Here is a 24,984-nt window from a genome sequence, read left to right on the forward strand (position 1 = left end):
CACGGAAAGAGAAAAGAAGATCAAAGGCAAAAGCGGCATTGCGGGTGACTGCCGGGGTCAGATCCGGATCTGACCCCGGCCCCACCTCGACCTGACAGATCCCATCCAACCGTCACCGGGAAACTGTCGAAGGCGGGGAGGTGTCGGATGGCGGGGTGTCCGCGGCATGGATGCCGCGGCCAAGCCCCCAGGGATGGGTTTACGGCGTCCCCGCCATCCGACGCCTCCCCGCCTCCCCACGGAACATCCCAGAGCCGCTTTGGCTTTAGCTTTGGCTTTGGCCTCTGCGGGTGCAGGGTGCCGCCCTGCCGGGCACCTTCCACTGCGCTCGCCGGGCACGGCCCGGCGCTACCCGTAATGGAAAGGCCGCCTCGCGGCGGCCTTTTCATTACTTCAGCTTGATCTCGCGCAGGCGTTCCTCGAGGAAGCCGTGGGCGGTGATCGGCTCCGGATACCGGCTCGGGTTCTCCGGGGTGATGCAGGACGGCAGCACGTCGATCAGGAAGTCCGGGTTCGGGTGCAGGAAGAACGGCACCGAGTAGCGCGGCTGGCGGGCCAGCTCGCCCGGGGGATTGACCACGCGATGGATGGTCGAGGGATACACGTGATTGGTCAGGCGCTGCAGCATGTCGCCGATGTTGACCACGATGGTGTCCGCATCCGACGTGAACGGCACCCACTTGCCATCGTGCGACTGCACCTCCAGGCCCGCCGCGCTGGCACCGACCAGCAGGGTGATGAAGTTGATGTCGCCATGCGCACCGGCACGCACGTTGGGAATGTCGTCGGTGGTGATCGGCGGGTAATGGATCGGGCGCAGGATCGAGTTGCCGAAATTGGTCTTGTCGGCGAAGAAATCCTCCGGCAGGCCGATGTGCAGCGCCAGCGCCGACAGCACGCGCGACCCGAGGTTGTCCAGCGCCTGGTACAGGCCATAGCCCCGCTCACGGAAGCCCTCGACCTCGGTCGGCCACAGGTTCGGCGGCATCACGTCGCGGTACCTGGAGTCGTCGCCGATCTCCCGGCCGATGTGCCAGAACTCCTTCAGATCGAAGTGCTTGGACCCCTTCGCGGTTTCCACGCCGAACGGGGTATAGCCACGTGCACCGCCGCCGCCGGCCACGTGGTACTTCCGCTTGACCTCCTCCGGCAGGGCGAAGAAGGCCTTGAAGACATCGTAGGCCGCGTCGATGTCGGCCTGCGGAATGCCGTGGTTGCGGATGCCCGCGAATCCCCATTGGCGATAGGCCGCCCCCAGCTCGGCCACGAAGGCCTCGCGGTCGCTGTCAAAACGGGTGATGTCGAGGGTCGGGATCTGGCTCACAGCGGTTCCTGGCTTGTCATTGGGTCTGGAGGGCCGCCGCATTCAGGGCCCACCTGAACATTGTGACAGATCGCCCGCAGGTCGACACCGATACGTTGAAACAAACCGATACAATGCGCGACCCGCGCGCGGATCCGCCGGCCGCGGCGGCGCCGCCCCCTTGTCCCGCTCCTGCTGAACACGTACCGACGATGCCCTCCGCTCCACCCGCCGCCGATCCAGCTTCCCGACCCGGTTGTACCCAGCACTGGCGCCGGCTGGCCTGGTGGTCCTTGTTCGTGGCGGCGAACGCCGTACTGGCAGCCGTCATCACCCTGGGCAACGTGCCGCTGCGGGACAACCCCGGCGGCCCCGTCGGCCTGGCGTATCTGGCCGTTGCCCTGCCCGGCCACCTGCTGGCGTTCGGCGCGCTGGCCGGCCTGCTGCCGCTGCTGCTCGGACTGTGGGCCCGCAGCGCGCGTCCTCTGAGCATCGGCGCGGTGGTGCTGCAGGGCCTGTGGCTGTGCCTGCTGCTGGTCGATGCCAAGGTGTTCGCGCTGTACCGCTTCCACCTCAATGCCATGGTGGCGAACATGGTGTTCGGCGGCGCGCTGCACGATCAGGTCGCACTGTCGTGGAAGACCTGGCTGCAGGCGATCGCCCTGGTATCGGCCATCTTCGCCGCCGAAGCCCTGCTGGCGTGGGCCTGCTGGAAGCTGCTGCCCGCCCTGCCCCGACGGCGCCACGTCCTGCAGGCATGGACACTGGTCATCCTGCTGATGGCAGGTGGCCAGGTGGCGACCGCCTATTACGATGCACGCGGCGAGCGTGACGTGATCAGCCAGTGGAACTACCTGCCCTGGGCGCAGCCGATCACCGCCAAGAGCTTCATGCGTCGCCTGGGCGTGGTCAGCCAGCAGCAGGCGGGCCTGCCCGACCCCCGCCATGCCCAGCTGCACTACCCGCTGCATCCGCTGCGCTGCCAGAGCCACCGGCGGCCGAACGTGCTGATGGTGGTACTCGAATCACTCCGCCACGACGTGCTGACGCCACAGATCATGCCGAACACCACGGCATTGGCGCAGTCCTCCCGCGTCTACGAGCATCACTTCAGCACCGGCAACGCCACCCGCTACGGCCTGTTCGGCCTGCTCTACGGCCTTCCCGGTGGCTACTGGGCAAGCATGCTTGACGAGCAGCGTGGCTCGCAGCTGTTCCAGGTCCTGGGACAGCAGGGCTATGACCTGCACCTGTACGGCAGCGCGCCGATGTACAGCCCTGAATTCGACCGCACCGTGTTCGCCGATGTCCGTGACCAGCTGCACCAGGGGCCGTCGGCACTGAAGCCCGATGGCCGCGACCGTGCCATCGTCGCGTCGCTGCAGCAGGACATCCGTAACAGCCAGGCCGCGCAGCGCCCGTGGTTCGGTTTCGTGTTCCTCGACTCCACCCACGCGCCCTACCACCTGCCGGCCGACTATCCGCCCCTGGCCACGCCGATGGCCGCGGACATCGACTTCCTCAAGTTCGGGCCGGACCACGATCCGACGCCGGAACTGAACCGCTATCACACCTCCGTCCACTACGCCGACAGCCTGGTCGGATCGCTGCTCGATACCCTGCGTGCGCAGGGCCTGGAGCAGGACACCATCGTGCTGGTCACTGGCGATCACGCAGAGGAGTTCAACGACCTCGCGCTGAACTACTGGGGCCACAACGGCAACTTCTCCGACTACCAGTTGCAGGTGCCGTTCGTGCTGCACTGGCCGGGCGAGGCCAGCGGCCGTGATGCGCGCACCAGCTCGCATGAGGACTGGGTGCCCACGCTGATGCGGCACGCCCTGGGCTGCGAGAACCCGCTGGCCGACTACAGCACCGGCCAGGATCTGCTGGCGGCCCCGGAAGGGCTCCGTGCCCTGGTGGTGGAGAGCTGGTCGCAGCGCGCCGTCCGCCACGGCGATGCCCTCTACGTGTTCGACAAGTTCGGCAATGCCACCGCGCTGGATCGGCACTATCGCCCACTGCCACAACAGGCGCCGGACGCAGCCGCGATCCGTTCCGCCTGGGAAGCGCTGACGCGCTTCCGCAATCGTTGATATCAAGGATCGAGTCCGCATGAAACGTTCGCTGCGCATCCTGCACACCGAAGCCGCCAAGGGAATGGGCGGGCAGGAGATCTACATCTTCCGCCACATGCAGGCCATGCGCGCGCGCGGCCACGACGTCTCGCTGCTGTGCCAGCCCGAGGCACGGCTGGCGCAGCTGGCGCGCGATGACGGCTTCACCGTGCATACGCTGCGCATGGGAGGGCTGGCGCGCCTGCTGCGCGGCATCTGGTCGGTTTCGCGCCTGGTGCGCCGCGAACGCTATGACGTGGTGAACACCACCAGCCGTCGCGACGCCTTGATTGCCGCCGCCGGCGCCCGCCTCGGCGGTGCGCCGCTGGTGGTGCGCTCGCGCCACCTGATGAGTCCGGTCAACTCGCTGCTGACCTATACCGGCCTGCCGCACCGGGTGCTGACCGTCAGCAGCTTCGTCAAGCAGCTGCTGGCCGACCGTGGCATTCCCGCTGAGCGCATCGGCATCGTGCCGCCGATCGCGGTTCCACCGCGCTGGACCGATATCCGCAAGGAAAATCCGTGGCAGTGCCTGCAGGACGTGCGTGCCGAAGTCCGTGCCGAGCTCGGCTTCGGCGAACAGGACATCGTGGTCGGCTGCGTGGCGGTGCTGCGCGAGCCCAAGGGCCATGCCGATCTGCTGCAGGCAATGGTGCCGCTGTGCAAGGCCAATCCGAACCTGCACCTGGTGGTGATCGGCGACGGGCAGCCAGTGATGGAGCGCCTGCAGGCGATGTGCGCCGAGCACGGCCTGCAGTCGCAGGTCCACCTGCTCGGCTACCGCGACGGCGCCTGCCGGCTGATGGCCGGCTTCGATATCTTCGCCCTCGCCTCGCACAAGGAAGCCGCCGGCACCGTGTTCCTGGAAGCGGCGTACGTCGGCGTGCCGATCGTGGCGACGCGGGTTGGTGGCGTGCCGGAGATGGTCGTGGACGGCAGCAATGCGATCCTCACCCGGCTGGGCGACAATGCTGCCCTGACGGGCGCTCTGCGCCTGCTGGTGGACGATCCGGAACGGCGCCGGCAGATGGGCCGTGCCGGCTGGGAATGGATGCGCGCTGCGCACCGCTTCACACCCACCGGCCACGGCGAGACCACCGAACACTACTACCGCCAGTGGCTGAAGGAGCTGGGACATGGCTGATGCCCGAACCGTACCGGTGCTGATGCACCATCACGTCAGTCCGTCGCCCGGCATGATCACGGTGTCGCCGGAGAATTTCGAAAGCCAGATTGCCTGGCTGGCCAACAGTGGCTGGACCTCACTGACACTGGAGCAGTACGCCGGGTTCCTGGCCGGCAGGCCGGTGCCGCGCCGGTCGATCGTCATCACCTTCGACGATGGCTACCTGGACAACTGGGTCTACGCGCATCCGATCCTGCAGAAGTACGGCATGCACGCGGTGGTGTTCGTGGTCACCGGATGGATGGGCGAAGGCCCGGTGCGGCCGCATGCAGGCCTGCCCGGCGCGGTACTGCCGGCAACGCCGGACCATCGCGGCTGCGAGGCCGCCATCTACGAGCAGGGGCGCAGCGACGATGTAATGATGCGCTGGAGCGAAGCGCGCGCGGCGATCGACGCGGGCACCTTCGAGGTGCATTGCCATACCCACACCCATACACGCTGGTTGCGCCGCGAAGACCTGGACCGCGCGCAGCGCCGGGCCGGCATCAGCAACGACCTGGCACTCTCGCGCCGGGTCCTGCAGGACAAGCTGGGCGCAGTTTCGGACACATTGTGCTGGCCGTACGGTGACTTCGACGATGACCATGTCGAAGTCGCGCGCGAGCAGGGGTTCCGTTACCTGCATACCACCCACCCGTTCGGCCGCAACGTGATCGGCGGCGATCCCGAACGCATCTACCGCTTCGCGATCCGCAACCGGCCGGCCAGCTGGTTGCGCAAGCGCATCGCGCAGAGCTACAACCCGTTGATCGCGCCGCTGTTCAACGGCTTCAAGGCCCGCCAGAAGAAGATGGTGCCGGGCCCCTGAGTCCGCCTCGGCCCAGCAGCGGCCCTCTGAACAGAAAACGCCCCGGTCGTCCGGGGCGTTGTCCGTTGCGGAACCACCTGCGGGCTCAGGCCGCGGCGGCGGCCTTCACTGCGGCCGACAGGCGATCCAGCGTGTCCTGCATCAGTGTTGCGTCATCGGCCTCGACCGTCACCCGCACCACCGGCTCGGTGCCGGACGGGCGCAGGAATGCGCGCCCACGGCCGGCCACGGCCTGCTGCGCCTCCAGCAGTGCCGACTGCACGCTTTCGGCCTGCACGGTGGTCTTGGCCGAGACATTGCCCAACCGCACGTTCACCGTCTTCTGCGGGACCTTCACCAGCGGCTGCAACGCCTGCCGCAGTGTCTGTCCGCTGCTGCGCAGCGCAAGCAGGACCTGCAGCGCACTGACGATGCCGTCACCGGTCGTGGCCCGGTCCAGGCACAGCAGATGGCCCGAGGCTTCGCCACCGAGCACGCCGTCACCTTCGATCAGCGCCTGGTGCACGTAGCGGTCGCCGACGTTGCTGCGCTGGAACGGGATCTGCAGGTCGGCCAGCGCCTTCTCCAGTCCATAGTTGCTCATCAGCGTGCCGACCACCGGCCCACGCAGGCGACCTTCCGCCTGCCAGGTGCGTGCCAGGATGTACAGCAGGTCATCGCCGTCGACCGGATTGCCCTGGTCGTCAGCCATCAGCACGCGATCGCCGTCACCGTCGAAGGCGATGCCGAGATCGGCACGGGTCTCGCGGACCTTGGCGGCGAGGTTGTCGATATGGGTCGAACCGACGCCGGCATTGATGTTCACCCCGTTCGGCTCGGCACCGATGCCGATGACCTCGGCACCCAGTTCGCGGAACAGCAGCGGGGCGATCTGGTAGGTGGCACCATGCGCGCAGTCCAGCACCAGACGTACGCCACGCAGATCGAACGCACGTGGCACGCTGGCCTTGCAGAACTCGATGTAGCGGCCCACCGCCTCGCGCGCGCGCGACGCCTTGCCCAGCCGCTCCGATTCGGCCGTGGTGAACGGCACGTCCAGCGCGGCTTCCAGCGCCAGTTCGGTGGCGTCGTCCAGTTTTTCGCCCTGTGCGGAGAAGAACTTGATGCCGTTGTCGTAATGCGGATTGTGCGAAGCACTGATGACGATGCCTGCATCAACGCCCAAGGTGCGGGTCAGGAACGCCACCGCCGGGGTGGGCATCGGGCCGAGCAGCTGCACATCGGTGCCGGCGGCGACCAGGCCCGCCTCCAGCGCCGCCTCGAACATGTAGCCGGAAATGCGGGTGTCCTTGCCGATCACCACGATCGGGCGGCGCCCGTCCTGGCCGTGCCGGGCCACCAGCACGCGGCCCAACGCATTGCCCAGGCGCAGCACGAAGTCGGCCGAGATCGCTCCCTCACCGACACGTCCGCGGATGCCATCAGTACCGAAGTACTTGCGGCCTCCCATCAAGCCACCTCCGGCGCCGGCTGGCGGCCCAGCATCGCCAGCAGGTCGGACAGGCGGTCACGCATTTCGCGGCGGTCGCAGATCTGGTCGATGGCACCATGCTCCAGCAGGAATTCCGAACGCTGGAAACCTTCCGGCAGTTTCTCGCGCACGGTCTGTTCGATCACGCGCGGCCCGGCGAATCCGATCAGCGCCTGCGGCTCGGCGATGTTGATGTCACCCAGCATCGCGAACGAGGCCGACACGCCACCGGTGGTGGGATGGGTCAGCACCGAGATGTACGGCAGGCCGGCTTCGCGCAGCTTGCCCAGCGCAGCCGAGGTCTTGGCCATCTGCATCAGCGAGAACAGGCCTTCCTGCATGCGCGCGCCGCCACTGGCGGAGAAGCAGACGTAAGGCGCACCGATCTCCACGGCAGCCTCGGCCGCCAGCGAGAAACGCTCGCCGACCACCGAACCCATCGAACCGCCCATGAAGGCGAAATCGAACGAGGACGCGACCAGCGGACGCCCCTTGAGCAGGCCGCGCATGGCGATCAGCGCGTCGTACTCGCCGGTGTTCTTCTGCGCGATCTTGATGCGCTCGCTGTACTTCTTCTGGTCCTTGAACTTCAGCAGGTCGGTCGGCCCCAGGCGCGCACCGATCTCGGTGGTGCTGTCCGCATCGAACAGCGCGGCCAGGCGCGCGCGCGCGCGGATCGCCATGTGGTGGCCGCACTTCGGGCAGACCTCCAGGTTCTCTTCCAGTTCCGGCCGGTACAGCGCGCTGCCGCAGTTGCTGCACTTTTCCCACAGGCCCTCGGGGACGCTGCGCTTCTTGCTGGGGGTGTTGTCGGTGCGGATGCCGGACGGCATCAACTTGCTGAGCCAACTCATGCGGGAGGACACTTCCGTTCAGGGCGGCCCGGGGGCCGCAAAGGCGGACAGTCTAGCTCCGCTTTCCCCGCCCGTGCACCCCTTGCCGGCCTGTGGGCGGCGGCGGAAAAACCATGCTGGGACGTACGTTTAGCGCAGGCAGCGCCGGGCCACGCCCGGCGGATACCCCGTAGCGCGCACCGCCGGGCATGGCCGGGCGCTGGCGTCAGGCGTCCAAGGCCTGGCGCAGGGGCGCCAGGAACGCGTGCGCCCGCTGGGCCGCTTCTTCCGCCGAGCTCGCTTCGGCCAATGCCGCGACCAGGGCGCTGCCCACCACCACACCGTCCGCCTCGCGTGCCATAGCTGCAGCACTGGCGGCATTGCGGATGCCGAAGCCGGCCACTACCGGGACCGTGGCCCGTTCACGCAGCGCCTGCAGGCGTACGCTGGCGGCCTCGCTGTCGAGGCGGTCGGACGCACCGGTGACACCGGCAAAACTGACGTAGTACAGGTAGCCCCGCGCCAGCGCGAGCAGTTTGTCCGCGCGTGCCGGGCTGGTGGTCGGGGAGGCAAGCAGGACCAGGGCCAGGCCTTCCGCATCAAAGGCCTGCTGGGCTTCGCCGGCTTCCTCCGGCGGCAGGTCGACCAGCAGCACGCCATCCACGCCGGCGGTCACCGCAGCCTTGGCGAATGCCGCGTAGCCATGGATCTCCACAGGATTGAGATAGCCCATCAGCACCACCGGCGTCTGCGCATCGCGCTGGCGGAACTGCGCTACCGCCTGCAGGACGTAACGGCTGCCTGCACCGCGCGCCAGCGCACGTTCGGAACTGCGCTGGATGGTCGGGCCGTCGGCCATCGGATCGGAGAACGGCACCCCCAGTTCGATCACATCGGCGCCCGCCTCAACCAGTGCATGCATGACCGGCACGGTTGCTTCCAGCAGAGGATCGCCAGCGGTGACGAAGGGAATCAGTGCCTTGCGCTGCTGTTCGCGCAGGCGCTGGAAACAGGCGTCGAGTCGGGATACGGACATGTCAGGTACATCCTTCGATCAGGTCAACGGCGCCGCTGGCGCCCCAATGCATTCTGGATACGGTGCCATCCACGATCTCCACGCGGATCGCCAGATCGGAACCGGGGTCCTGCCAGAGCAGGGATTCGCCGGCGTCAGCATCAACGCCCAGCGCAGCGGCGATGACGCCCCGCGGCATCTGCTGCAGCACCTGCGCACGCGGCATGTCCAGGCGCAGTCCGAACGGCCCGGGCTGGGTCACCACCAGTCCCGAATCGTCGATCGGAGCCAGGTCGAAACGCACCACGTTGCCGTCCTGCACCAGCATCGCCACGCCCTCGGGCAGCGTGCCGCGCTCGTAATAGTCGCAGCGCCCGGCCGTCGCCTCGGCGAGGCCAGCCGAGTGCCACTGCGCCTCGGCCTGCAGTTCGCTGAAAGGCTGGCCGATCAGCACCTCGCCGGCATGGTCCAGCGCGACCGAAGCCACCGTCGGCGCGGCCCCGTCATCCGTGACCTCCCCTGCTGCAGGCAACGGTGCATCCTCGATCGGGTGATGGGCGGCATCGTCGTCGTTGCTGGCCACCTGGCGGGCCGGGGCGATGGCCGCCGGAGACGTCGCCGCGGGCGCCAGCACCGGCGGATCGGGCGGCGTGCAGCCGCCCAGCCCCACTGCCAGTACCAGCGCGCCGCCATGGCGCAGCATGGGCCTCACAGCACCAGCCCTTCGCGTGCGGCGATGGTATGCACGTCCTTGTCGCCACGCCCGGACAGATTGCACAGCACGATCTGGTCGCGCGGACGCTCGCGCGCCAGCTTGATCGCCTGCGCCAGCGCGTGGCTGGACTCCAGCGCCGGCAGGATGCCCTCGGTGTGTGCCAGCAGATGGAACGCCTGCAGCGCTTCTTCGTCGGTGATGCCGAGATAGCGCGCGCGCCCGCTGTCGGCCAGGAACGCGTGCTCCGGGCCGACCCCCGGATAATCCAGGCCGGCCGACACCGAGTGGGTCTCGATGATCTGGCCGTCGTCGTCGCACAGCACGTAGGTGCGGTTGCCATGCAGCACGCCTGGACGCCCTGCCGCGATCGAGGCGGCATGGCGGCCTGTGTTGATACCGTCACCGGCCGCTTCGGCGCCGATGATCTCGACCTGGCGGTCGTTGAGGAAGGCATGGAACAGGCCGATCGCGTTGCTGCCGCCACCCACGCACGCCGTGATCGCATCCGGCAGCCGGCCATACTCAGCCAGCATCTGTTCGCGCGCTTCGCGGCCGACGATGGCATTGAAATCGCGCACCATGCGCGGATACGGGTCCGGGCCGGCCACGGTACCGATGATGTAGAAGGTGTCCTGCACGTTGGTCACCCAGTCGCGCATCGCTTCATTGAGCGCATCCTTCAGGGTCGCCGAACCGGAGGTGACCGGCACCACCGTCGCGCCGAGCAGCTTCATCCGGTAGACGTTGATCTTCTGCCGCTCGATGTCGGTGGCGCCCATGTACACCACGCACTCCAGGCCCAGGCGTGCGGCAACGGTGGCGCTGGCGACGCCATGCTGGCCGGCGCCGGTCTCGGCGATGATGCGCGTCTTGCCCATCCGCGCCGCCAGCAGCGCCTGGCCGATGGTGTTGTTGATCTTGTGCGCACCGGTGTGGTTCAGGTCCTCGCGCTTGAGCAGGATCTGTGCGCCACCCACGTGGTCGCTCAGGCGCTGGGCGTGATAGATCGGGCTCGGCCGGCCCACGTAGTGAGCCAGATCGCGGTCGTAGGCCGCCTGGAACGCGGGGTCCTGGCGGGCCTGGTCATAGGCCTGGGCCAGCTCCTGCAGCGGACCGACCAGGGTTTCGGCGACGAAGCTGCCGCCATAGCGGCCGAAGTGGCCCTGGGCATCCGGGAAGGCGTGGTAGTCGGCAATGGGGGAGGCAGACATGGCAGGGACCGGTGATTCAGACAGGTGGATACTCTAGCGCACGGGTCATGACCGGAAAATGGATATTATCTGGCACCTATCGTCAGGAAATCTCACATGAGCCGATCCCTGCTGCCGCCACTCAATGCGCTGCGCGCGTTCGAGGCCACCGCCCGTCTGGGCGGTGTGGGCCGCGCCGCGCAGGACCTGCATGTGACCCATGGTGCGGTCAGCCGGCAGCTGAAGCTGCTGGAGGATCATCTGGGCCTGGCCCTGTTCCAGCGCGCCGGGCGTGGCCTGCGCCTGACCGCATCGGGAACACTGTTGCAGGCGGCCTGCAGCGAAGCCTTCGCCGGCATCGAAGACTGCGTGCGCGAGCTGCGGCGGCCCGCGGCGTCGCCAGCGCTGGTACTGGGCTGCAGCGGCAGCGTGCTGGCGCGCTGGATGATTCCGCGCCTCCCCGCCCTGCAGGTCGCACTGCCCGGTGTACGCCTGCAGTGGTCGGCACTGGACGGCAGCTTCACCGAGGCGCAGGCGGCACTGGATGCGGTCCTGCTGCTGGCGCAGGGGCCGTGGCCACGGGGCTGGCAGGTGCGCGAGCTGGCGCTCGAACGGGTGGGCGTGGTGGTGGCACCGTCACATCCGGCGGCGCAGCGCCTGCGCCATGTGCCGCCCTCGGCATTGCTGCAGGAGACGCTGCTGCACACCAGCTCACGGCCACAGGCATGGCCGACGTGGGCGCAGGCGCACGATCTCGACCCCGCCCGGCTGCGGCTGGGCACGGCTTTCGAGCACCTGTACTACCTGCTGGAAGCGGCGGTGGCCGGGCTGGGTCCAGCGATCGCGCCGGAGCCGCTGGTCGCTGAGGATCTCGCGGCAGGCCGGCTGCTGGCCCCATGGGGTTTCGCCGCCACGGGCGGCTTCTGGGTCCTGGCGCGGCCGGAGGGCCAGGCCGACGCACGCGTCGACGCCCTGGCGGACTGGGTCGCGGCCCAGCTGAGGTAACGTGACGCCGCAGCCTCCCGGTCCTACTCCAGCACGGTGCAGTCGGCGCGGCGCACTTCCTCGACGAAGGTGCGCATCCTGTAGCCGTCCTTGATGCCCGGCTCCAGTTCAATGCCGCTGGAGACGTCGACGCCCCACGGAAGGGTCGCCAGCACCGCGTCGTACACATTGTCCGGGGTCAGACCGCCGGCCAGCAGGAATGGCCGATGCAACCCGGTCGGGATGCGGGTCCAGTCGAATGCAACACCGGTACCGCCACCGCCCCCCGGTGCATGGCTGTCGAACAGGAAGCCGGCCGCGCTCGGATAGCGCAGTTGCAGGGTACGCGCGTTGACTTCCTCACGTCCCCCCATCGCGACCGCCTTCAGGTAAGGCATGTTGAAGCTGCGGCAGAAGCTCTCGTCCTCCTCGCCATGGAACTGCAGCAGGGTGGGCCGCACGGTGCGCAGCACTTCGCGCACCTCTTCCTTGCTGTTGTTGCGGAACAGCGCCACCACATCAACCATCGGCGCGATCGCCTGGCGCATCGCGCGCGCTTCGGCGGGCGCAACCCGGCGGCTGCTCTCGCGGGCGAAGATGAAACCCACCGCATCCACGCCGAGCTCGCCGGCCAGGCGCACGTCGCCGGCACGGGTCATTCCACAGAACTTGATGCGTGTACGGTAGTAGGAGCGGCTCATAGCGTGACCTCGGCGGGCAGATGCCAGTTGTCGGGGTACAGCGGTCCAAGAAACACCAGGCCCTGCGGCGGTGCAGTGGGACCGGCTACGGTGCGATCCCTTCCGGCCAGCAGCTCGGCGATCCACTCCACCGGTTTCTCGCCGCTGCCGACCAGGATCAGCGAACCGACGATATTGCGAACCATGTGATGAAGGAATGCATTGCCCTGTACCGCCACCTCGATCACCTCGCCGTGGCGGCTGACCTGCAGTGACTGCAGCTCGCGCCGCGCATGCAGGGCCTGGCACTGGACCGAGCGGAACGCGCTGAAGTCGTTCTCACCCAGCAGCGCCTGCCCGGCCGTGTGCATCAGCGTCGCGTCCAGTGCGCGACGCTCCCAGCTCAGCGTCTGCCGGTCCAGCGCCGGCCGTACTTCGCGATTGAGCAGCCGGTAACGGTAGCGGCGCGCCCGCGCTGAGAACCGCGCATGGAAATCCTCCGCCACCGGTACGCACCAGCGCACCGCGATCGAGCGCGGCAGGCGGGTGGTGGTACCCAGCATCCAGGCGCGCGGGTCGCGCACTACGTCGGTATCGAAATGCACGACCTGGCACTGGCCGTGCACGCCGGCGTCGGTTCGGCCAGCGCAGACCACCTGCAGCGGCGCGTCGGCCACCGAAGACAGGGCCTGCTCAAGACTGGCCTGGACGCTGGGACCGCCCTCTCCCAGGTTCTGCCAGCCTCTGAAATCGCTGCCGTCGTACTCGACGCCAAGCGCATAACGCATGTGCTACCTCGATGTTGCGGAGTGGACGACGCTCAGGCCGGATCGCGTTCCGACCAGACCGCCAGTTCATTGCCACCGGGTTCGACGAACTGGAAGCGGCTGCCGCCCGGGAAGGAGAACACCGGCCGCACCACCTCACCACCCGCCTGGCGCACGGCCATTTCGACCGGGGCCAGCTGATCGGCGTACAGCACCAGCAGCGGGGCGCCTTCGGTGGCGCGTTGCGGCTGGCCGCGGAAGAAGCCCCCCTGCAGGCGACCATCGTCGAAGGCGGTGTAGTCGCTGCCGTAATCGACGAACGACCAGCCGAACACCTTCTCGAAGAAGGCACGGCTGGCGGCCGGGTCGCGGGACGCGAACTCAACATAGTCGATGCGACGCTCGCGGGTCATGGCAGGGTCCTTGTCGAAGGTATCGGTCACGGCAGCCGGGCCAGCAGCTCGCGCGCCTGCGCCTGGCAGTCCGGGTCGCCCCCTTCGGCAACCTCCAGCAGCAGGGTACGCGCGGTCTGTGCGTCGCCCAGATCCAGGTAGGCGATCGCCAGTTCCAGGCGTTCCTGCCCGGCGCGGGGCGACCATGTGTCGCCGGCATCCTCCACCGACGGGGCGTCGTTGTCCTGCAGATCGGCGGGCAGGTCGAACACGCCGCGGAACTGCGGCTGCTGCTCGGCATGCAGCGCGTAGTCCGGGACCGAAACCCCGGAATCGGCTTCCTGGGCCGTCGGCCGGCCAACACCCCTCTCGTCCACCGGTTCGTCCCAGCGCGGCAGGTCGGTCACGGGTTCCGGCAACGGTGCCTCGTCCTTGCCATCGCCCGACGGCTGCCCGTCCGTGCCGCCCGATCCGTCTTCGGATCGGGCGTCGGCGATCGTCGCCCAGGCCGGCATCGCCGGCTCCTGGCGCCCGCTGTCGGCATCGGCGGTAGACCACGCAGACTGCTCGGCCAGCGTATCAAGCGCCGCACCGGCCGGCACGGCCGCCGCCAGAGCTGCGGCATCGTCCTCCTCGCGCAGCGGCGGCAGCGGCGATGGCTTGCGACGGCGCAGCAACCATGCGGCGCCTGCCAGCACCAGCAGCACCGGCAGTCCCAGCCAGTACCACGGCGTTCCGGCGTCACGCGCGCCCGGCGCCTGTGCCAGCCGTTGCTGAGCCGCCGCCAGGTCGTTGTCCTTCATCGCGATCAGCGACTGCTGTTGTGCCTTCAGCGTTTCCAGTTCGGCCACACGCTGTTTCAGCTCGCCGATCTCGGCATCGCGGGTGGCGATGTCCTCGCGCGCCTGGCGAAGTTGTTCGTTGCCCAGCATGTCACCCTCGCTGCCGGCTCCGGTGCCGGTGGTTGTGCCCGCGTGCGCGGCGTCGGACGCCAGCGCCGGGGCGATCTCAAGTCGTGCCCCGGCCGCGGCGGCCGGAGAAGTGGCCCGCGCAGCGACCGCAGGTGCAGGAACGCCTGCCGGCTGCGGCACGGTACGCGCCTGCCGCCACTGCGCGGCGTGTTCGCGGACCAGGGCACCGGCTTCGGCCGCATCCACCGCCGCCAGCGCGTCACTGCCGGGCATGCGCAGTACCGCACCCTGTTTGAGCAGGTTGATGTTGCCCCGGATGAAGGCCTCGGGATTGGCACGCAGCAGCGCAATCATCGCCCGGTCGCGGCTGACCTGGTTGCCGCGGGCGACCGCGCTGGCGATCTGCGACAAGGTCTGCCCGCGCTGCACGGTAATGCTGCCATCGGCAGCCGGCGGCAACGACGGTGCAGCGGCAGCGCGCGGACGCACCGGTGCAGCCGCCGTGGTCGCACTGGCCGGCGTCCCGCCCTGTGCAGGCGCCGGTACCGCCGCCTCGGCGGGCAGATCGCGGGCGATGGTATTGGAGAGCGTGCCCGCCGGTGCGACGATTTCCGGTTCCGCCACGGCCAGCGCGCTGGAGGGCGCATCGATCAGGGCCGAATACTCGCGCACCAACCGTCCCTGTCCCCAGTCGGCCTCGACCAGGAAGCTCAGCGACGGCGTCTCCACCGGCATCTGCGAGGTGACCCGCACCACGGCCCGCCCCTGCGCATTGCGGGTCAGCTCGAACTGGAGCTCGCCCACCAGGCCGGTCGGCTGTTGCAGGCCGACACGTTCGAAGGTGGCTGGCGATGCCAGCGCCACGCGCAGATTCTCCAGCTCCGAGGGATCGGCGGACACCACCGGAATCTCCGCCAGCAGCGGCTGACCGGGTCTGGACAGGACGCGGATGTCGCCCAGCCCCAGCGCGAACACCGGACTGCTGGCCAGAGCCAGCAGTGCGGCAGACAGATAGGTGAGCGGGCGCGATGCGCCCTTGGCCCGTTTATTCATGGGCGACACTATAAAGCGTGCGGACCGGGGTCCGCACGCACAGAGCAGCCCTGGGAGCCCGGGCTGTCGATCAACGCTGCTCGGCAGCGACCAGCTCTGCCAGCTGCACCGCGTTCAGGGCTGCGCCCTTGCGCACGTTGTCCGACACGATCCACAGATTGAGGCCACGCGGATGCGACAGATCCTCGCGGATGCGGCCGACGTACACCGCATCGGTGCCCGATGCGTGGGTGACCGGCGTCGGATAGCCGCCGGCTTCATGGCGGTCGACCACCTCGATGCCGGGCGACTGTTCAAGCAGCGCACGGGCCTCGGCCACGGTGACCTTGTCGCGGGTCTCGATCGCCACCGACTCGGAATGGCCGTAGAACACCGGCACGCGCACCGCGGTCGGGTTCACCAGGATGCTGTCGTCGCCCAGGATCTTGCGGGTTTCCCACACCAGCTTCATTTCTTCCTTGGTGAAGCCGTTGTCCTGGAAGTCGTCGATGTGCGGGATCAGGTTGAAGGCGATCTGCACCGGGAAACGCTGCGGATCGATCTCCTGGAAACTCAGCAGCTGGCCGGTCTGCTTGCCCAGCTCCTCCAGTGCGGAGCGTCCACCGCCGGACACCGACTGATAGGTGGAGACGTTGATGCGCTCGATGCCATAGCGACGATGCAGCGGCGCCAGCGCGACCAGCATCTGCATGGTCGAGCAGTTGGGGTTGGCGATGATGCCGCGCGGACGATTGCCGATCTGGTCCGGATTGACCTCCGATACCACCAGCGGCACGTCATCGTCGTAACGGAAGGCCGAGGAGTTGTCGATCACCACCGCACCGGCGGCGGCGAACTTCGGTGCGTACTCCTTGGAAACGCTGCCACCTGCGGAGAACAGGGCGATCTCCACACCCTTCGGATCGAAGCTCGCCAGGTCCTGGATCCTGACCTTCTCGCCGTTGAACTCGACCTCACCACCGGCCGAACGCTCGGAGGCAAGCAGGCTCAGGGTTCCGACCGGGAAACCGCGCTCGGCCAAGATGGCCAGCATGGTCTCGCCGACGGCGCCGGTGGCACCGACGATGGCGACATGGAAGCGGCGTTGTGCATTGCTCATGGGGGAACTCTCAAGAAAACGGATGGGAAAAATTCACGCACGACAGCTGGGTTCGGGGAACCTCCTCGGACGGAACGCGCGGAGGCTCCCTATCGTTTCCCGTTTTTTTTGCCCAGGGCGGCACGTGCGGCCAGCGCCGCGTCGGCATTGATCGCGCTCGGCATGTGCGCCGGCCCGCCGGCCAGGCCGAGCGCGGCCAGCAGGTTGTCCACGGCCCGCTGCACCATCGCCGTACGCGTGGCCAGCGAAGCGCTGCCGATGTGCGGGGTCAGCACGACGTTGCGCAGCGCCAGCAGTTCCGGGCGTACGGCCGGCTCGCCTTCGTAGACGTCCAGCCCGGCAGCGGCCAGGCGCCCATGGGCCAGTGCATCGGCCAGCGCTGTTTCGTCGACCAGGCCTCCGCGCGCGATGTTCACCAGCGTGGCCGTCGGTTTCATCTTCGCCAGCGCAGCGGCGTCGATCAGGTGGTGCGAGGCCGGGGTGTAAGGCAGCACGAGCACCAGATGGTCGGACTGCGCCAGCAGCGTATCCAGATCGACATAAGCGGCACCGACTGCTGCTTCGGCATCTGCTGGCAGTCGCGAGCGGTTGTGGTACAGCACCTTCATGCCAAAACCATGCGCGCCGCGACGGGCGATGCCCTGGCCGATCCGCCCCATGCCGAGAATGCCCAGGGTGCTGCCGTGGATGTCTGCACCGAGCATGGTCTGGAACGACCATTGCTGCCAGTGCCCTTCACGCAGCCAGCGTTCGGATTCGGTGATCCGGCGCGCGGCGGCCATCAGCAGTGCGAAGCCCAGATCGGCGGTGGTCTCGGTAAGCACGTCGGGGGTATTGCTGGCCAGGATGCCCGCCGCGCTGAGCGCGGTCACATCCAGGTTGTTGTAGCCCACGCCGACGTTGGCAACGACCTGCAGCCGCGAGGCATTGGCCAGCTCGGCCGCGCCGATACGCTCGTTGAGGGTGATGATCGCGCCATCGGCGCTGGCCAGTTGTGCGGCGATCTGCTCAGGCGACCACACGGTGACGGCGTCGGTGGTGCGCAGCTGCACGCGATCACGCAGCGGCGCGATGACCGCCTCGATCAGCGGCTGGCTCACCCACACCGTCGGCCGCGTTTCAGCCATCGACCTGCCCGGGAATGCGGGGCGTGATTGTGCCGACATCGCCGCATTGCGCGCGGTGACGCAATGCCTGGTCCATCAGCACCAGCGCCACCATCGCTTCGGCGATCGGCGTGGCGCGGATGCCGACGCAGGGATCATGGCGGCCAGTGGTGACCACTTCGACCACGTTGCCGGCGGTGTCCAGCGATGGGCCCGGCAGGCGCAGGCTGGAGGTCGGCTTCAACACCATCGACGCAACCACCGGCTGGCCGGTGGAAATGCCGCCCAGGATGCCGCCCGCGTGATTGCTGGCGAAACCCTGCGGGGTCAGCAGGTCACGGTGTTCGGTGCCCTTCTGGGCCGCGCTGGCGAACCCGTCGCCGATCTCCACGCCCTTGACCGCGTTGATGCTCATCAGCGCCGCCGCAAGCTCGCCATCGAGCTTGCCGTAGATCGGCTCGCCCCAGCCCGGGGGCACGTTGTCGGCAACCACGTCCACGCGCGCGCCGACCGAATCGCCGGACTTGCGCAGCGCATCCATGTACGCCTCCAGCTCCGGCACCTGCGCGGCGTGCGGCCAGAAGAACGGATTGTCTTCCACCGCCGACCAGTCGAAACCTGCAGGAGTGATCCCGCCCAGCTGCGACAGATACCCGCGCACGGTGACGCCGAAGCGCTCGGACAGCCACTTCTTGGCGACCACGCCCGCGGCCACGCGCATGGTGGTCTCGCGCGCCGAGGAACGGCCACCGCCCCGCGGATCGCGGATGCCGTACTTGTGCCAGTAGCTGTAGTCGGCATGGCCCGGCCGGAACTGCTGGCCGATGTTCGCGTAGTCCTTGCTGCGCTGATCGGTGTTGCGGATCAGCAGCGCGATCGGCGTGCCGGTGGTCAGGCCCTCGTACACGCCGGACAGGATCTCGACCTCATCGGCCTCGCGCCGCGCCGACGTGTGCCGGCTCTTGCCGGTGGCACGGCGCTGCAGATCGTGGGCAAATTCGGCCGCGTCCAGCGCCAGCCCGGGCGGACAGCCATCGATCACGCAGCCGATGGCCGGCCCGTGCGACTCGCCGAACGTGGTGACGGTGAACAGCTTGCCGAACGAATTGGAGCTCACGGCCGTTGCGCCGCCAGTTCGGTGATGCGGGCGCTGTGGGCGATCAGCTCGCGGCATTCGACCGCGAAAATGCCCATCTGCCCGACCTTGAACTCGATCCAGGCGAAGTCCACTTCCGGCAGCAGCTTGACCAGGTGCTGCTCGGACTCGCCCACTTCGCAGATCAGCAGGCCGTCCTCGCTCAGGTGCAGCGGCGCATCGCGCAGGATCTTCAGCACCAGGTCCAGGCCGTCATCGCCGGCACGCAGGCCCATTTCCGGCTCGTAGGAATATTCCTGCGGCAGGGCATCGGTCTCGTCGTTGGTGACGTACGGCGGGTTGGTGACGATCAGGTCGTAATGGCGGCCGATCAGGCCACTGAACAGGTCGGACTTGATCAGCGTGACGTTGTGCGCCTGCAGGCGCTCCTTGTTCTCTTCGGCCAGCGACAGCGCGTCGTCGCTCAGGTCCACGCCGTCCACCTCCCAGTTCGGGTAATAGTGGCCCATGGCGATGGCGATGCAGCCCGAACCCGTGCACAGATCCAGCGCGCGGCTGACGTCGCGGCCGGCCAGCCATGGTTCGAAACCACACTCGATCAGCTCGGCGATCGGCGAACGCGGCACCAGGGCGCGCGCGTCGCTCTTGAAGCTCAGGCCGGCGAACCACGCCTCGCCGGTCAGGTAGGCGGCCGGAATACGTTCGTCGATGCGGCGCTGGAACAGCTCCAGCACCCGCACCTTCTCCTCCTGCAGCAACCGCGCCTGGCCGTACGCCGGGCCCAGGTCATGCGGCAGGTGCAGGCTGTGCAGCACCAGTTGGGTCGCCTCGTCCAGGGCGTTGTCGTAGCTGTGCCCGAAGGTCAGCCCGGCGGCGTTGAAACGGCTGGTGCCGTAGCGGATCAGGTCGATGATCGTGTGGAGTTCGGCGGCCGTTTCAGCGGTCATGGCGGTACTGCGGGCAAAGTGGCCCCCGATTATAGGGGCTGGCGCCTGCGCCGGCATCCGTTGCGACGGAAACGATCAGGCCGCAGCCGGTATGATGGGGACCACTTCGCGCGGGGGCTCCCATGTTCAATCGCAACGTCGGCATCATCCTGCTGATCGCCCTGGCGGCGGGCCTGGGCCTGCTCGCCGCGCAGCAGGTCTTTGCTCCGAAGCCCCCGGCCGGCCAGCCGGCCACCGAAGCGATCACCCTGTACCCGCAGCCGCGCGAGCTGCCCGACTTCAACCTGGCCCAGTCCGATGGCACGCGGCTCATTCCGGGCGAGTTGAAGGGCCATTGGACCCTGGTGTTCCTGGGGTTCACCTTCTGCCCCGACGTGTGCCCGACCACCCTGGCCGAACTGGCCGGTGCGCAGCAGCAGTGGGAAGCACTGCCCGACGGGCTGCGTCCGCGGGTGCTGTTCGTCTCCGTCGATCCCGAGCGCGACAGCGCCACCCGCCTTGGCGAGTACGCGCACGGCTTCCACAAGGACACCCTGGCGGCCACCGCCGACGTCCCTTCGCTGGAACGCTTCGCCACCGCACTGGGCTTCGTGTTCCAGAAGGTGCCGGGCAAGCATTTCGATGAGAATCCCGAGGATTACACCGTCGAGCACTCGGCCAGCCTGGCCGTGCTCGATCCGCAGGGCCGGCTCGCCGGCCTGGTGCGCCCCCCGTTCAACGCGCCGGCGATCGCCCGCGACCTGCAGAAGCTGACCGAGAAAACCGCCCCATGAGCCTCACCACCGCCCTGACATACGCCCTGCCCCATCGCCTGTTGTCCTCGATGGCGCGCTCGCTGGCGTACTCGGACAACCCGCGCGTGTCGCGCTGGCTGATCGACACCGTCAGCCGCAGGTTCAACGTCAATCTGGACGAAGCCGCCAACCCCGACCCGCGCAGTTACGCCACCTTCAACCAGTTCTTCACCCGTGCGCTGAAACCGGGTGCACGCGTGGCCGATGCCGATCCGCGCACCCTGGTGATGCCGGCCGACGGCCGTGTCAGCCAGCTCGGCAACATCGAGGCCGGCCGCATCTTCCAGGCCAAGGGCCAGTCGTTCACCGCCGCCGAGCTGCTGGGCAGCGCCGAGGATGCCAAGCCGTTCAACGACGGCCTGTACGCGACCGTTTACCTGTCCCCGCGCGACTACCACCGTGTGCACATGCCCTGGACCGGCACCCTGCGCGAGACCGTGCATGTGCCAGGCCGCCTTTTCAGCGTGGGTCCGGCCGCCGTGGCAGGCGTGCCACGCCTGTTCGCACGCAACGAGCGCCTGGTCTGCCATTTCGATACCAGCTTCGGCCCGATGGTGAGCGTGATGGTCGGCGCGCTGCTGGTCTCCGGCGTGGAGACAGTGTGGAGCGGCGAGGAGATCCCTCAGTACGGTGACCGCATCACCCGCAAGGACTATCGCGGCCAGGGCATCCGCCTGGAGCGCTTCGCGGAGATGGCACGCTTCAACTATGGCTCGACCGTGGTCGTGCTGCTGCCGCCGGGCGTGGCGGAGTTCGCTCCACACCTGGCTGCGGAGTCACCGGTGCAGCTGGGCCAGGCCCTGGCCACGCTGCGCTGACAATCCCGCCACCGGGTTGCTGCGCAGCGCCGGGCACGCGCCCGGCACTACGCACAGGCCCCTACTGCAGGGTGGGGGCCGGGCCGACGTCCATGCCGTCGTAGTCTTCCACACCCATCTGCGCTGCCAGCGCTGCCAGCTCCTGGTTGCGGCGATCCAGCGACGCTTCGTCGTGGACCTCCACGCGCTCCACATGCAGCACGTGGAACGGCGCGTCCCCCTCGTCCGGCTCCTGCTCGAACACCTCCACCAGGGTGTAGCCCTGCGCCTGCAGATGCGCGGCCAGTGCCTGCAGCGGCTCGGCAGTGGAATGCACGAAGAAATAGCCCCACAGCAGCGGGCCGCTGATGTCCCAGTCGGTGTTTTCGCGCAGATTGGCGAACAGGTTGCGGGTTGCTTCAAGGTCCATGGCAGTTCCAGAGGTCGTGGAGATTACTTTTCGCAGCCCTGCAGCTTCAGCACCTGGCCGTGGCGCAGGCTGTAGGCCGGTGCCTTCAGACCGTTGGCGCGTGCCAGCGTCGGAACGTCGCACTGGAACTTGGCCGCGATGCGGCCCAGCGTCTCGCCGCGGCCGACCTTGTAGCTGCGTGCCGGCTTCGGTCGCGCGGCCGGTGCCGGCCGAGGCGCGGCCACTGCCGCCACCGGTGCGGTCGGTACGCTGGTCGAACTGGCTGCATCGGCCACCGGCACCACGCCGCCCACCGCCACGCTGCCGGTGTAGCTGGCAGCGCTTGGCCGCACGATGGCGGCGTTGAGGTCGGCCGTGATCAGGGTGCGCGCCAGGTCGGCACGCGGTCCGCTCACGCAGTTGCGCTGATACAGGCTCGCGATGCGGGTGGTTGCGTTGATCAGGGTGCCGGCCGGAATCCAGCCATCGGCCTCATAACGCGGATTGAGGTTGCGCAGCGCACGCATGTAGCCATCACGGGTGCCGTGGCTGCCCAGGCAGATGGTCAGCTCGTAGATGGTGGTCGAGCGCGCCAGGCGCAGGGTGGCCGGCTGCGCGCTGATCTTCGGGAACTCCACGCCGTACTGCTGGGGGTGCAGGAAGATCCACGCCGCAGCGATCACCATCGGCACGTAATCCTTGGTTTCACCGGGGAACTGGTTGTAGACACGGTCGACCCAGAAGCTCTGCCCCGGATTCTCGCGCGCCACGCGCAGGGCGCGCCCTTCACCGCCGTTGTACCCGGCCAGCGACAACTCGATGTTGTTGTTGAGCTCGCGCATGCGCTCGTTGAGATAGGTCGCACTGGCTTCAGCAGCGCTGTGGGCATCGAAGCGGGTATCGAACCCGGTGCCGTCCGGACCGAGGCCGAAACGCCGCCCGGTGGCCGGCATGAACTGCATCAGGCCGGCGGCGCCAGCGCGCGAGGACGCATGCACGCGGCCATTGGATTCCTTGGCCATGATGCCGAACAGGAGCGCTTCGGGCAGGCCGCGCTTCTCCCACTCCGGCCACATCACGGCACGCAGGTTCTGGTAGTTCTCGTAGCTGGTCAGCAGCGCCGGACGCATGTCGGTCAGCCAGCGGCGGATGCCGGCCTGGACGGCCGGGTTGTACTCGACCATGTTGTCGAAGGCGTGCCGCTTGTCGTTGAGCAGTGCCGCTGCGCGTGCGGCTTCCGGCACGTCGGCGGTCAACGGACCGATATGGTCGGGATCGGCTTCCAGCCGCTCGGCGGGCAGTTCACCGCCCTCGTCTTCCGCGGCCGCATCGGCATCGCGCTTGAGCAGGCGCTTGTAGGTGGCCAGCATGTTGCTCATCTGGCAACCCTTCTGCTTCACGCACTCACTGATGACATCCTCCATGTCCTCCAGCGCCGCGTCGGCCTCGTTGCTGCCCTTGGGGTCGGCGTTGGCCACCAGCAGCAGCGCATCGCTGTAACGCTTCTCGGCAGCCGTCATTCGCTGCTGCAGGGCATCTACCTTCACTTTGTCCCGGGCGGAAACCCGCTGGGCGTGGGCATCGGGGGCCAGGGAAACCAGGCCAGCCAGGGCCAGCAACGGCCAGGTGCGGGAAATCAGGACAGGAACGGGCATTTTTGGCACTGTGTGCGAAACAGGCAGGCAGAGTAGCGGCGCCGCCAAGGTCGGGGCAAGCCGACCTTCGGGCCGTCATCGCTGCCGGTTAACATTGGGCGCATTCACCACAGGGGCTGGACCATGGATCCGATTCTGCTCGGCAAAGGCATCACCGACGATGTGGCCGTTACCCTGCTGCCGAAACTCGGCAACCGCCACGGGCTGGTGGCGGGCGCCACCGGCACCGGCAAGACCGTGACCCTGATGACCCTGGCAGAAGGATTCTCGCGGCTCGGGGTTCCGGTGTTCCTCGCCGATGTGAAGGGCGATGTGTCCGGCCTGGCCGTGCCCGGCACGGGCAGCGAAGCGCTGCTGAAGCGCGCCGCGGACATCGGCGTGGCCGACTATGCGCCGGCGGGCAGCCCGGCCATCTTCTGGGACCTGTACGGAAAACTCGGCCACCCGGTGCGCACCACCGTCAGCGAGATGGGGCCGACCCTGCTCGCGCGCATCCTCGAATTGAATGACACCCAGGCCGGCGTGCTGGACATCGTGTTCAAGCTGGCCGACGACCGCGGCCTGCTGTTGCTGGACATGGATGATCTGCGGGCCCTGCTCGGCCTGGTCGCCGAAGAGCGCAAGGACATTTCCACCGAGTACGGACTGGTCAGCGCGCAGTCGATCGCAGCGATCCAGCGTGCCGTGCTGCGGCTGGCGCAGGACGGCGGTGAGAATTTCTTCGGCGAGCCGGCACTGGAACTGGCCGACATCATGCGGGTCAATCACGACGGCCGCGGTGTGATCGGCATCCTCGCCGCCGACCAGCTGGTGCTCAAGCCCAAGCTGTACTCGACCTTCCTGCTCTGGCTGCTGTCGGAACTGTTCGAACAGCTGCCGGAAGTGGGCGACCTCGACAAGCCCAAGCTGGTGTTCATCTTCGACGAGGCCCACCTGCTGTTCGACGATGCGCCTTCCTCGCTGGTGCAGCGCATCGAGCAGGTGGTGCGGCTGATCCGCTCCAAGGGCGTGGGCGTGTACTTCTGCTCGCAGTTCCCCGACGACGTGCCCTCCAACATCCTGGGCCAGCTCGGAAACCGCGTGCAGCACGCGCTGCGGGCCTTCACGCCGCGCGACCAGAAGGCGGTCAGGACCGCTGCCGAAACTTTCGTGCCGAACCCGAAGCTGGATGTCGCCAAGGTGCTGAGCCAGCTCGGCACCGGTGAAGCACTGGTTTCCACGTTGCAGGACAAGGGCGTGCCGATGCCGGTCCAGCAGACGATGATCGCGCCGCCCCGCTGCCGGATGGGGCCGGTCACCGAGGCCGAGCGCGCACAGGTGCGTGCCGGCAGTCCGGTCGGCAGCCGCTACGACGCGGCGGTCAACCGTGAATCGGCCGCCGAACTGCTGGCCCAGCGGGCGCAGAAGAGCGTGGAGCAGGCCCAGACCCCGGCCGCGCGCAGCCGCGAGCAGGACGAGGCACAGGAAGGTGGATTCGGCCAGGCGATCAAGGATGCGATCTTCGGCACCAAGCGTCGCCAGGGCATGATTGAAACCATGGCCAAGCAGACCACGCGCACGGTCGGGACCAAGCTGGGCAACCAGATCGTGCGCGGCATCCTGGGCGGCATCTTCGGCGGCAAGCGCTGAGGCCCTTTCGTATTCCTGAGAAGAAGC

At 68.1% G+C, this 24,984-nt stretch carries 23 protein-coding genes; 7 read left to right on the forward strand and 16 right to left on the reverse strand.

The window, feature by feature from the left end:
* Positions 1 to 388 precede the first annotated feature (388 nt).
* On the reverse strand, positions 389 to 1,366 hold the full coding sequence (locus N7367_RS13350) for a 2-oxoglutarate and iron-dependent oxygenase domain-containing protein (protein ID WP_111186385.1): 978 nt from the start codon (positions 1,364 to 1,366) through the stop codon (positions 389 to 391).
* Between the two features lie 149 nt (positions 1,367 to 1,515).
* Here N7367_RS13350 and N7367_RS13355 point away from each other — a divergent pair, with 149 nt between their 5' ends.
* Genes N7367_RS13355 through N7367_RS13365 form a run of 3 tightly spaced genes read left to right on the forward strand, consistent with a single transcriptional unit; the run spans position 1,516 to position 5,414 of the window.
* A complete protein-coding gene (locus N7367_RS13355; protein WP_111186386.1) occupies positions 1,516 to 3,399 on the forward strand; it encodes a DUF3413 domain-containing protein in 1,884 nt (627 codons plus the stop codon).
* A 19-nt stretch (positions 3,400 to 3,418) separates the two neighbouring features.
* Positions 3,419 to 4,564 carry a glycosyltransferase family 4 protein gene (locus N7367_RS13360; RefSeq protein WP_279942561.1) on the forward strand — a complete coding sequence of 382 codons (1,146 nt, stop codon included), beginning with the start codon at positions 3,419 to 3,421 and terminating at the stop codon, positions 4,562 to 4,564.
* Positions 4,557 to 5,414, forward strand: a complete 858-nt coding sequence (locus tag N7367_RS13365; protein ID WP_279942562.1) for a polysaccharide deacetylase family protein — start codon at positions 4,557 to 4,559, stop codon at positions 5,412 to 5,414. The genes N7367_RS13360 and N7367_RS13365 overlap by 8 nt, the downstream gene beginning before the upstream one ends.
* Positions 5,415 to 5,499: 85 nt before the next feature.
* On the opposite strand, the gene glmM is transcribed toward N7367_RS13365, so the two are convergent.
* The 5 genes from glmM to trpB all read right to left on the reverse strand — a co-directional run bounded on the left by glmM (position 5,500) and on the right by trpB (position 10,659).
* Positions 5,500 to 6,864 (reverse strand): phosphoglucosamine mutase, encoded by a 1,365-nt coding sequence (glmM, locus tag N7367_RS13370; RefSeq protein WP_053520077.1) that lies wholly within the window; start codon positions 6,862 to 6,864, stop codon positions 5,500 to 5,502.
* Positions 6,864 to 7,739 (reverse strand): acetyl-CoA carboxylase, carboxyltransferase subunit beta, encoded by an 876-nt coding sequence (gene accD, locus N7367_RS13375; protein WP_053520076.1) that lies wholly within the window; start codon positions 7,737 to 7,739, stop codon positions 6,864 to 6,866. Before accD ends, glmM begins: the two co-directional genes overlap by 1 nt.
* Before the next feature lie 205 nt (positions 7,740 to 7,944).
* Positions 7,945 to 8,754, reverse strand: coding sequence for a tryptophan synthase subunit alpha (gene trpA / locus N7367_RS13380; protein ID WP_279942563.1), 810 nt, complete (start codon positions 8,752 to 8,754; stop codon positions 7,945 to 7,947).
* Between the two features lies 1 nt (position 8,755).
* The gene (locus tag N7367_RS13385) at positions 8,756 to 9,445 is read right to left on the reverse strand and encodes a hypothetical protein (RefSeq protein ID WP_279942564.1); all 690 of its coding nucleotides are present in this window, start codon (positions 9,443 to 9,445) and stop codon (positions 8,756 to 8,758) included.
* Entirely contained in the window at positions 9,442 to 10,659 is a 1,218-nt protein-coding gene (gene trpB / locus N7367_RS13390) for a tryptophan synthase subunit beta (protein WP_180876068.1), read from the reverse strand. Before trpB ends, N7367_RS13385 begins: the two co-directional genes overlap by 4 nt.
* Before the next feature lie 96 nt (positions 10,660 to 10,755).
* Here trpB and N7367_RS13395 point away from each other — a divergent pair, with 96 nt between their 5' ends.
* Entirely contained in the window at positions 10,756 to 11,643 is an 888-nt protein-coding gene (locus N7367_RS13395; RefSeq protein WP_279942565.1) for a LysR family transcriptional regulator, read from the forward strand.
* Positions 11,644 to 11,666: 23 nt separating this feature from the next.
* Here the strand turns inward: N7367_RS13395 and N7367_RS13400 are convergent, their stop codons facing one another.
* The 8 genes from N7367_RS13400 to prmB form a co-directional block, all read right to left on the reverse strand.
* Positions 11,667 to 12,323 (reverse strand): phosphoribosylanthranilate isomerase, encoded by a 657-nt coding sequence (locus N7367_RS13400; RefSeq protein ID WP_053520071.1) that lies wholly within the window; start codon positions 12,321 to 12,323, stop codon positions 11,667 to 11,669.
* Complete coding sequence (gene truA / locus N7367_RS13405; protein ID WP_053520070.1) at positions 12,320 to 13,090, reverse strand: tRNA pseudouridine(38-40) synthase TruA; 771 nt, start codon at positions 13,088 to 13,090, stop codon at positions 12,320 to 12,322. The genes N7367_RS13400 and truA overlap by 4 nt, the downstream gene beginning before the upstream one ends.
* A 32-nt stretch (positions 13,091 to 13,122) precedes the next feature.
* A complete protein-coding gene (locus N7367_RS13410) occupies positions 13,123 to 13,482 on the reverse strand; it encodes a VOC family protein (RefSeq protein ID WP_065174912.1) in 360 nt (119 codons plus the stop codon).
* Positions 13,483 to 13,508: 26 nt separating this feature from the next.
* Entirely contained in the window at positions 13,509 to 15,425 is a 1,917-nt protein-coding gene (locus N7367_RS13415; protein ID WP_279942566.1) for a FimV/HubP family polar landmark protein, read from the reverse strand.
* A 70-nt stretch (positions 15,426 to 15,495) separates the two neighbouring features.
* On the reverse strand, positions 15,496 to 16,524 hold the full coding sequence (locus tag N7367_RS13420) for an aspartate-semialdehyde dehydrogenase (protein WP_053516858.1): 1,029 nt from the start codon (positions 16,522 to 16,524) through the stop codon (positions 15,496 to 15,498).
* Between the two features lie 89 nt (positions 16,525 to 16,613).
* Positions 16,614 to 17,651: a D-glycerate dehydrogenase gene (locus N7367_RS13425; protein ID WP_279942567.1), complete on the reverse strand. Its 1,038-nt coding sequence runs from the start codon at positions 17,649 to 17,651 to the stop codon at positions 16,614 to 16,616.
* A complete protein-coding gene (gene aroC / locus N7367_RS13430; RefSeq protein ID WP_279942568.1) occupies positions 17,644 to 18,747 on the reverse strand; it encodes a chorismate synthase in 1,104 nt (367 codons plus the stop codon). Before aroC ends, N7367_RS13425 begins: the two co-directional genes overlap by 8 nt.
* Positions 18,744 to 19,673: a 50S ribosomal protein L3 N(5)-glutamine methyltransferase gene (gene prmB, locus N7367_RS13435; RefSeq protein WP_065174898.1), complete on the reverse strand. Its 930-nt coding sequence runs from the start codon at positions 19,671 to 19,673 to the stop codon at positions 18,744 to 18,746. Before prmB ends, aroC begins: the two co-directional genes overlap by 4 nt.
* 122 nt (positions 19,674 to 19,795) lie before the next feature.
* On the opposite strand from prmB, the gene N7367_RS13440 reads away from it, so the two are divergent.
* Together N7367_RS13440 and asd are read left to right on the forward strand one after the other, a co-directional pair.
* Complete coding sequence (locus N7367_RS13440) at positions 19,796 to 20,446, forward strand: SCO family protein (RefSeq protein ID WP_065174897.1); 651 nt, start codon at positions 19,796 to 19,798, stop codon at positions 20,444 to 20,446.
* Positions 20,443 to 21,285, forward strand: coding sequence for an archaetidylserine decarboxylase (gene asd / locus N7367_RS13445; RefSeq protein WP_053516850.1), 843 nt, complete (start codon positions 20,443 to 20,445; stop codon positions 21,283 to 21,285). Before N7367_RS13440 ends, asd begins: the two co-directional genes overlap by 4 nt.
* 61 nt (positions 21,286 to 21,346) lie before the next feature.
* Here the strand turns inward: asd and N7367_RS13450 are convergent, their stop codons facing one another.
* On the reverse strand, positions 21,347 to 21,694 hold the full coding sequence (locus N7367_RS13450; protein ID WP_053516848.1) for a ribonuclease E inhibitor RraB: 348 nt from the start codon (positions 21,692 to 21,694) through the stop codon (positions 21,347 to 21,349).
* A 23-nt stretch (positions 21,695 to 21,717) separates the two neighbouring features.
* Positions 21,718 to 23,328, reverse strand: a complete 1,611-nt coding sequence (locus tag N7367_RS13455) for a transglycosylase SLT domain-containing protein (protein WP_065174896.1) — start codon at positions 23,326 to 23,328, stop codon at positions 21,718 to 21,720.
* A 123-nt stretch (positions 23,329 to 23,451) separates the two neighbouring features.
* On the opposite strand from N7367_RS13455, the gene N7367_RS13460 reads away from it, so the two are divergent.
* Positions 23,452 to 24,957 (forward strand): helicase HerA-like domain-containing protein, encoded by a 1,506-nt coding sequence (locus N7367_RS13460; RefSeq protein WP_279942569.1) that lies wholly within the window; start codon positions 23,452 to 23,454, stop codon positions 24,955 to 24,957.
* The last annotated feature ends 27 nt before the right edge of the window (positions 24,958 to 24,984 follow it).

Origin of the sequence: Stenotrophomonas sp. GD04145, assembly GCF_029835135.1 — a bacterium.
GTDB lineage: Bacteria > Pseudomonadota > Gammaproteobacteria > Xanthomonadales > Xanthomonadaceae > Stenotrophomonas > Stenotrophomonas maltophilia_P.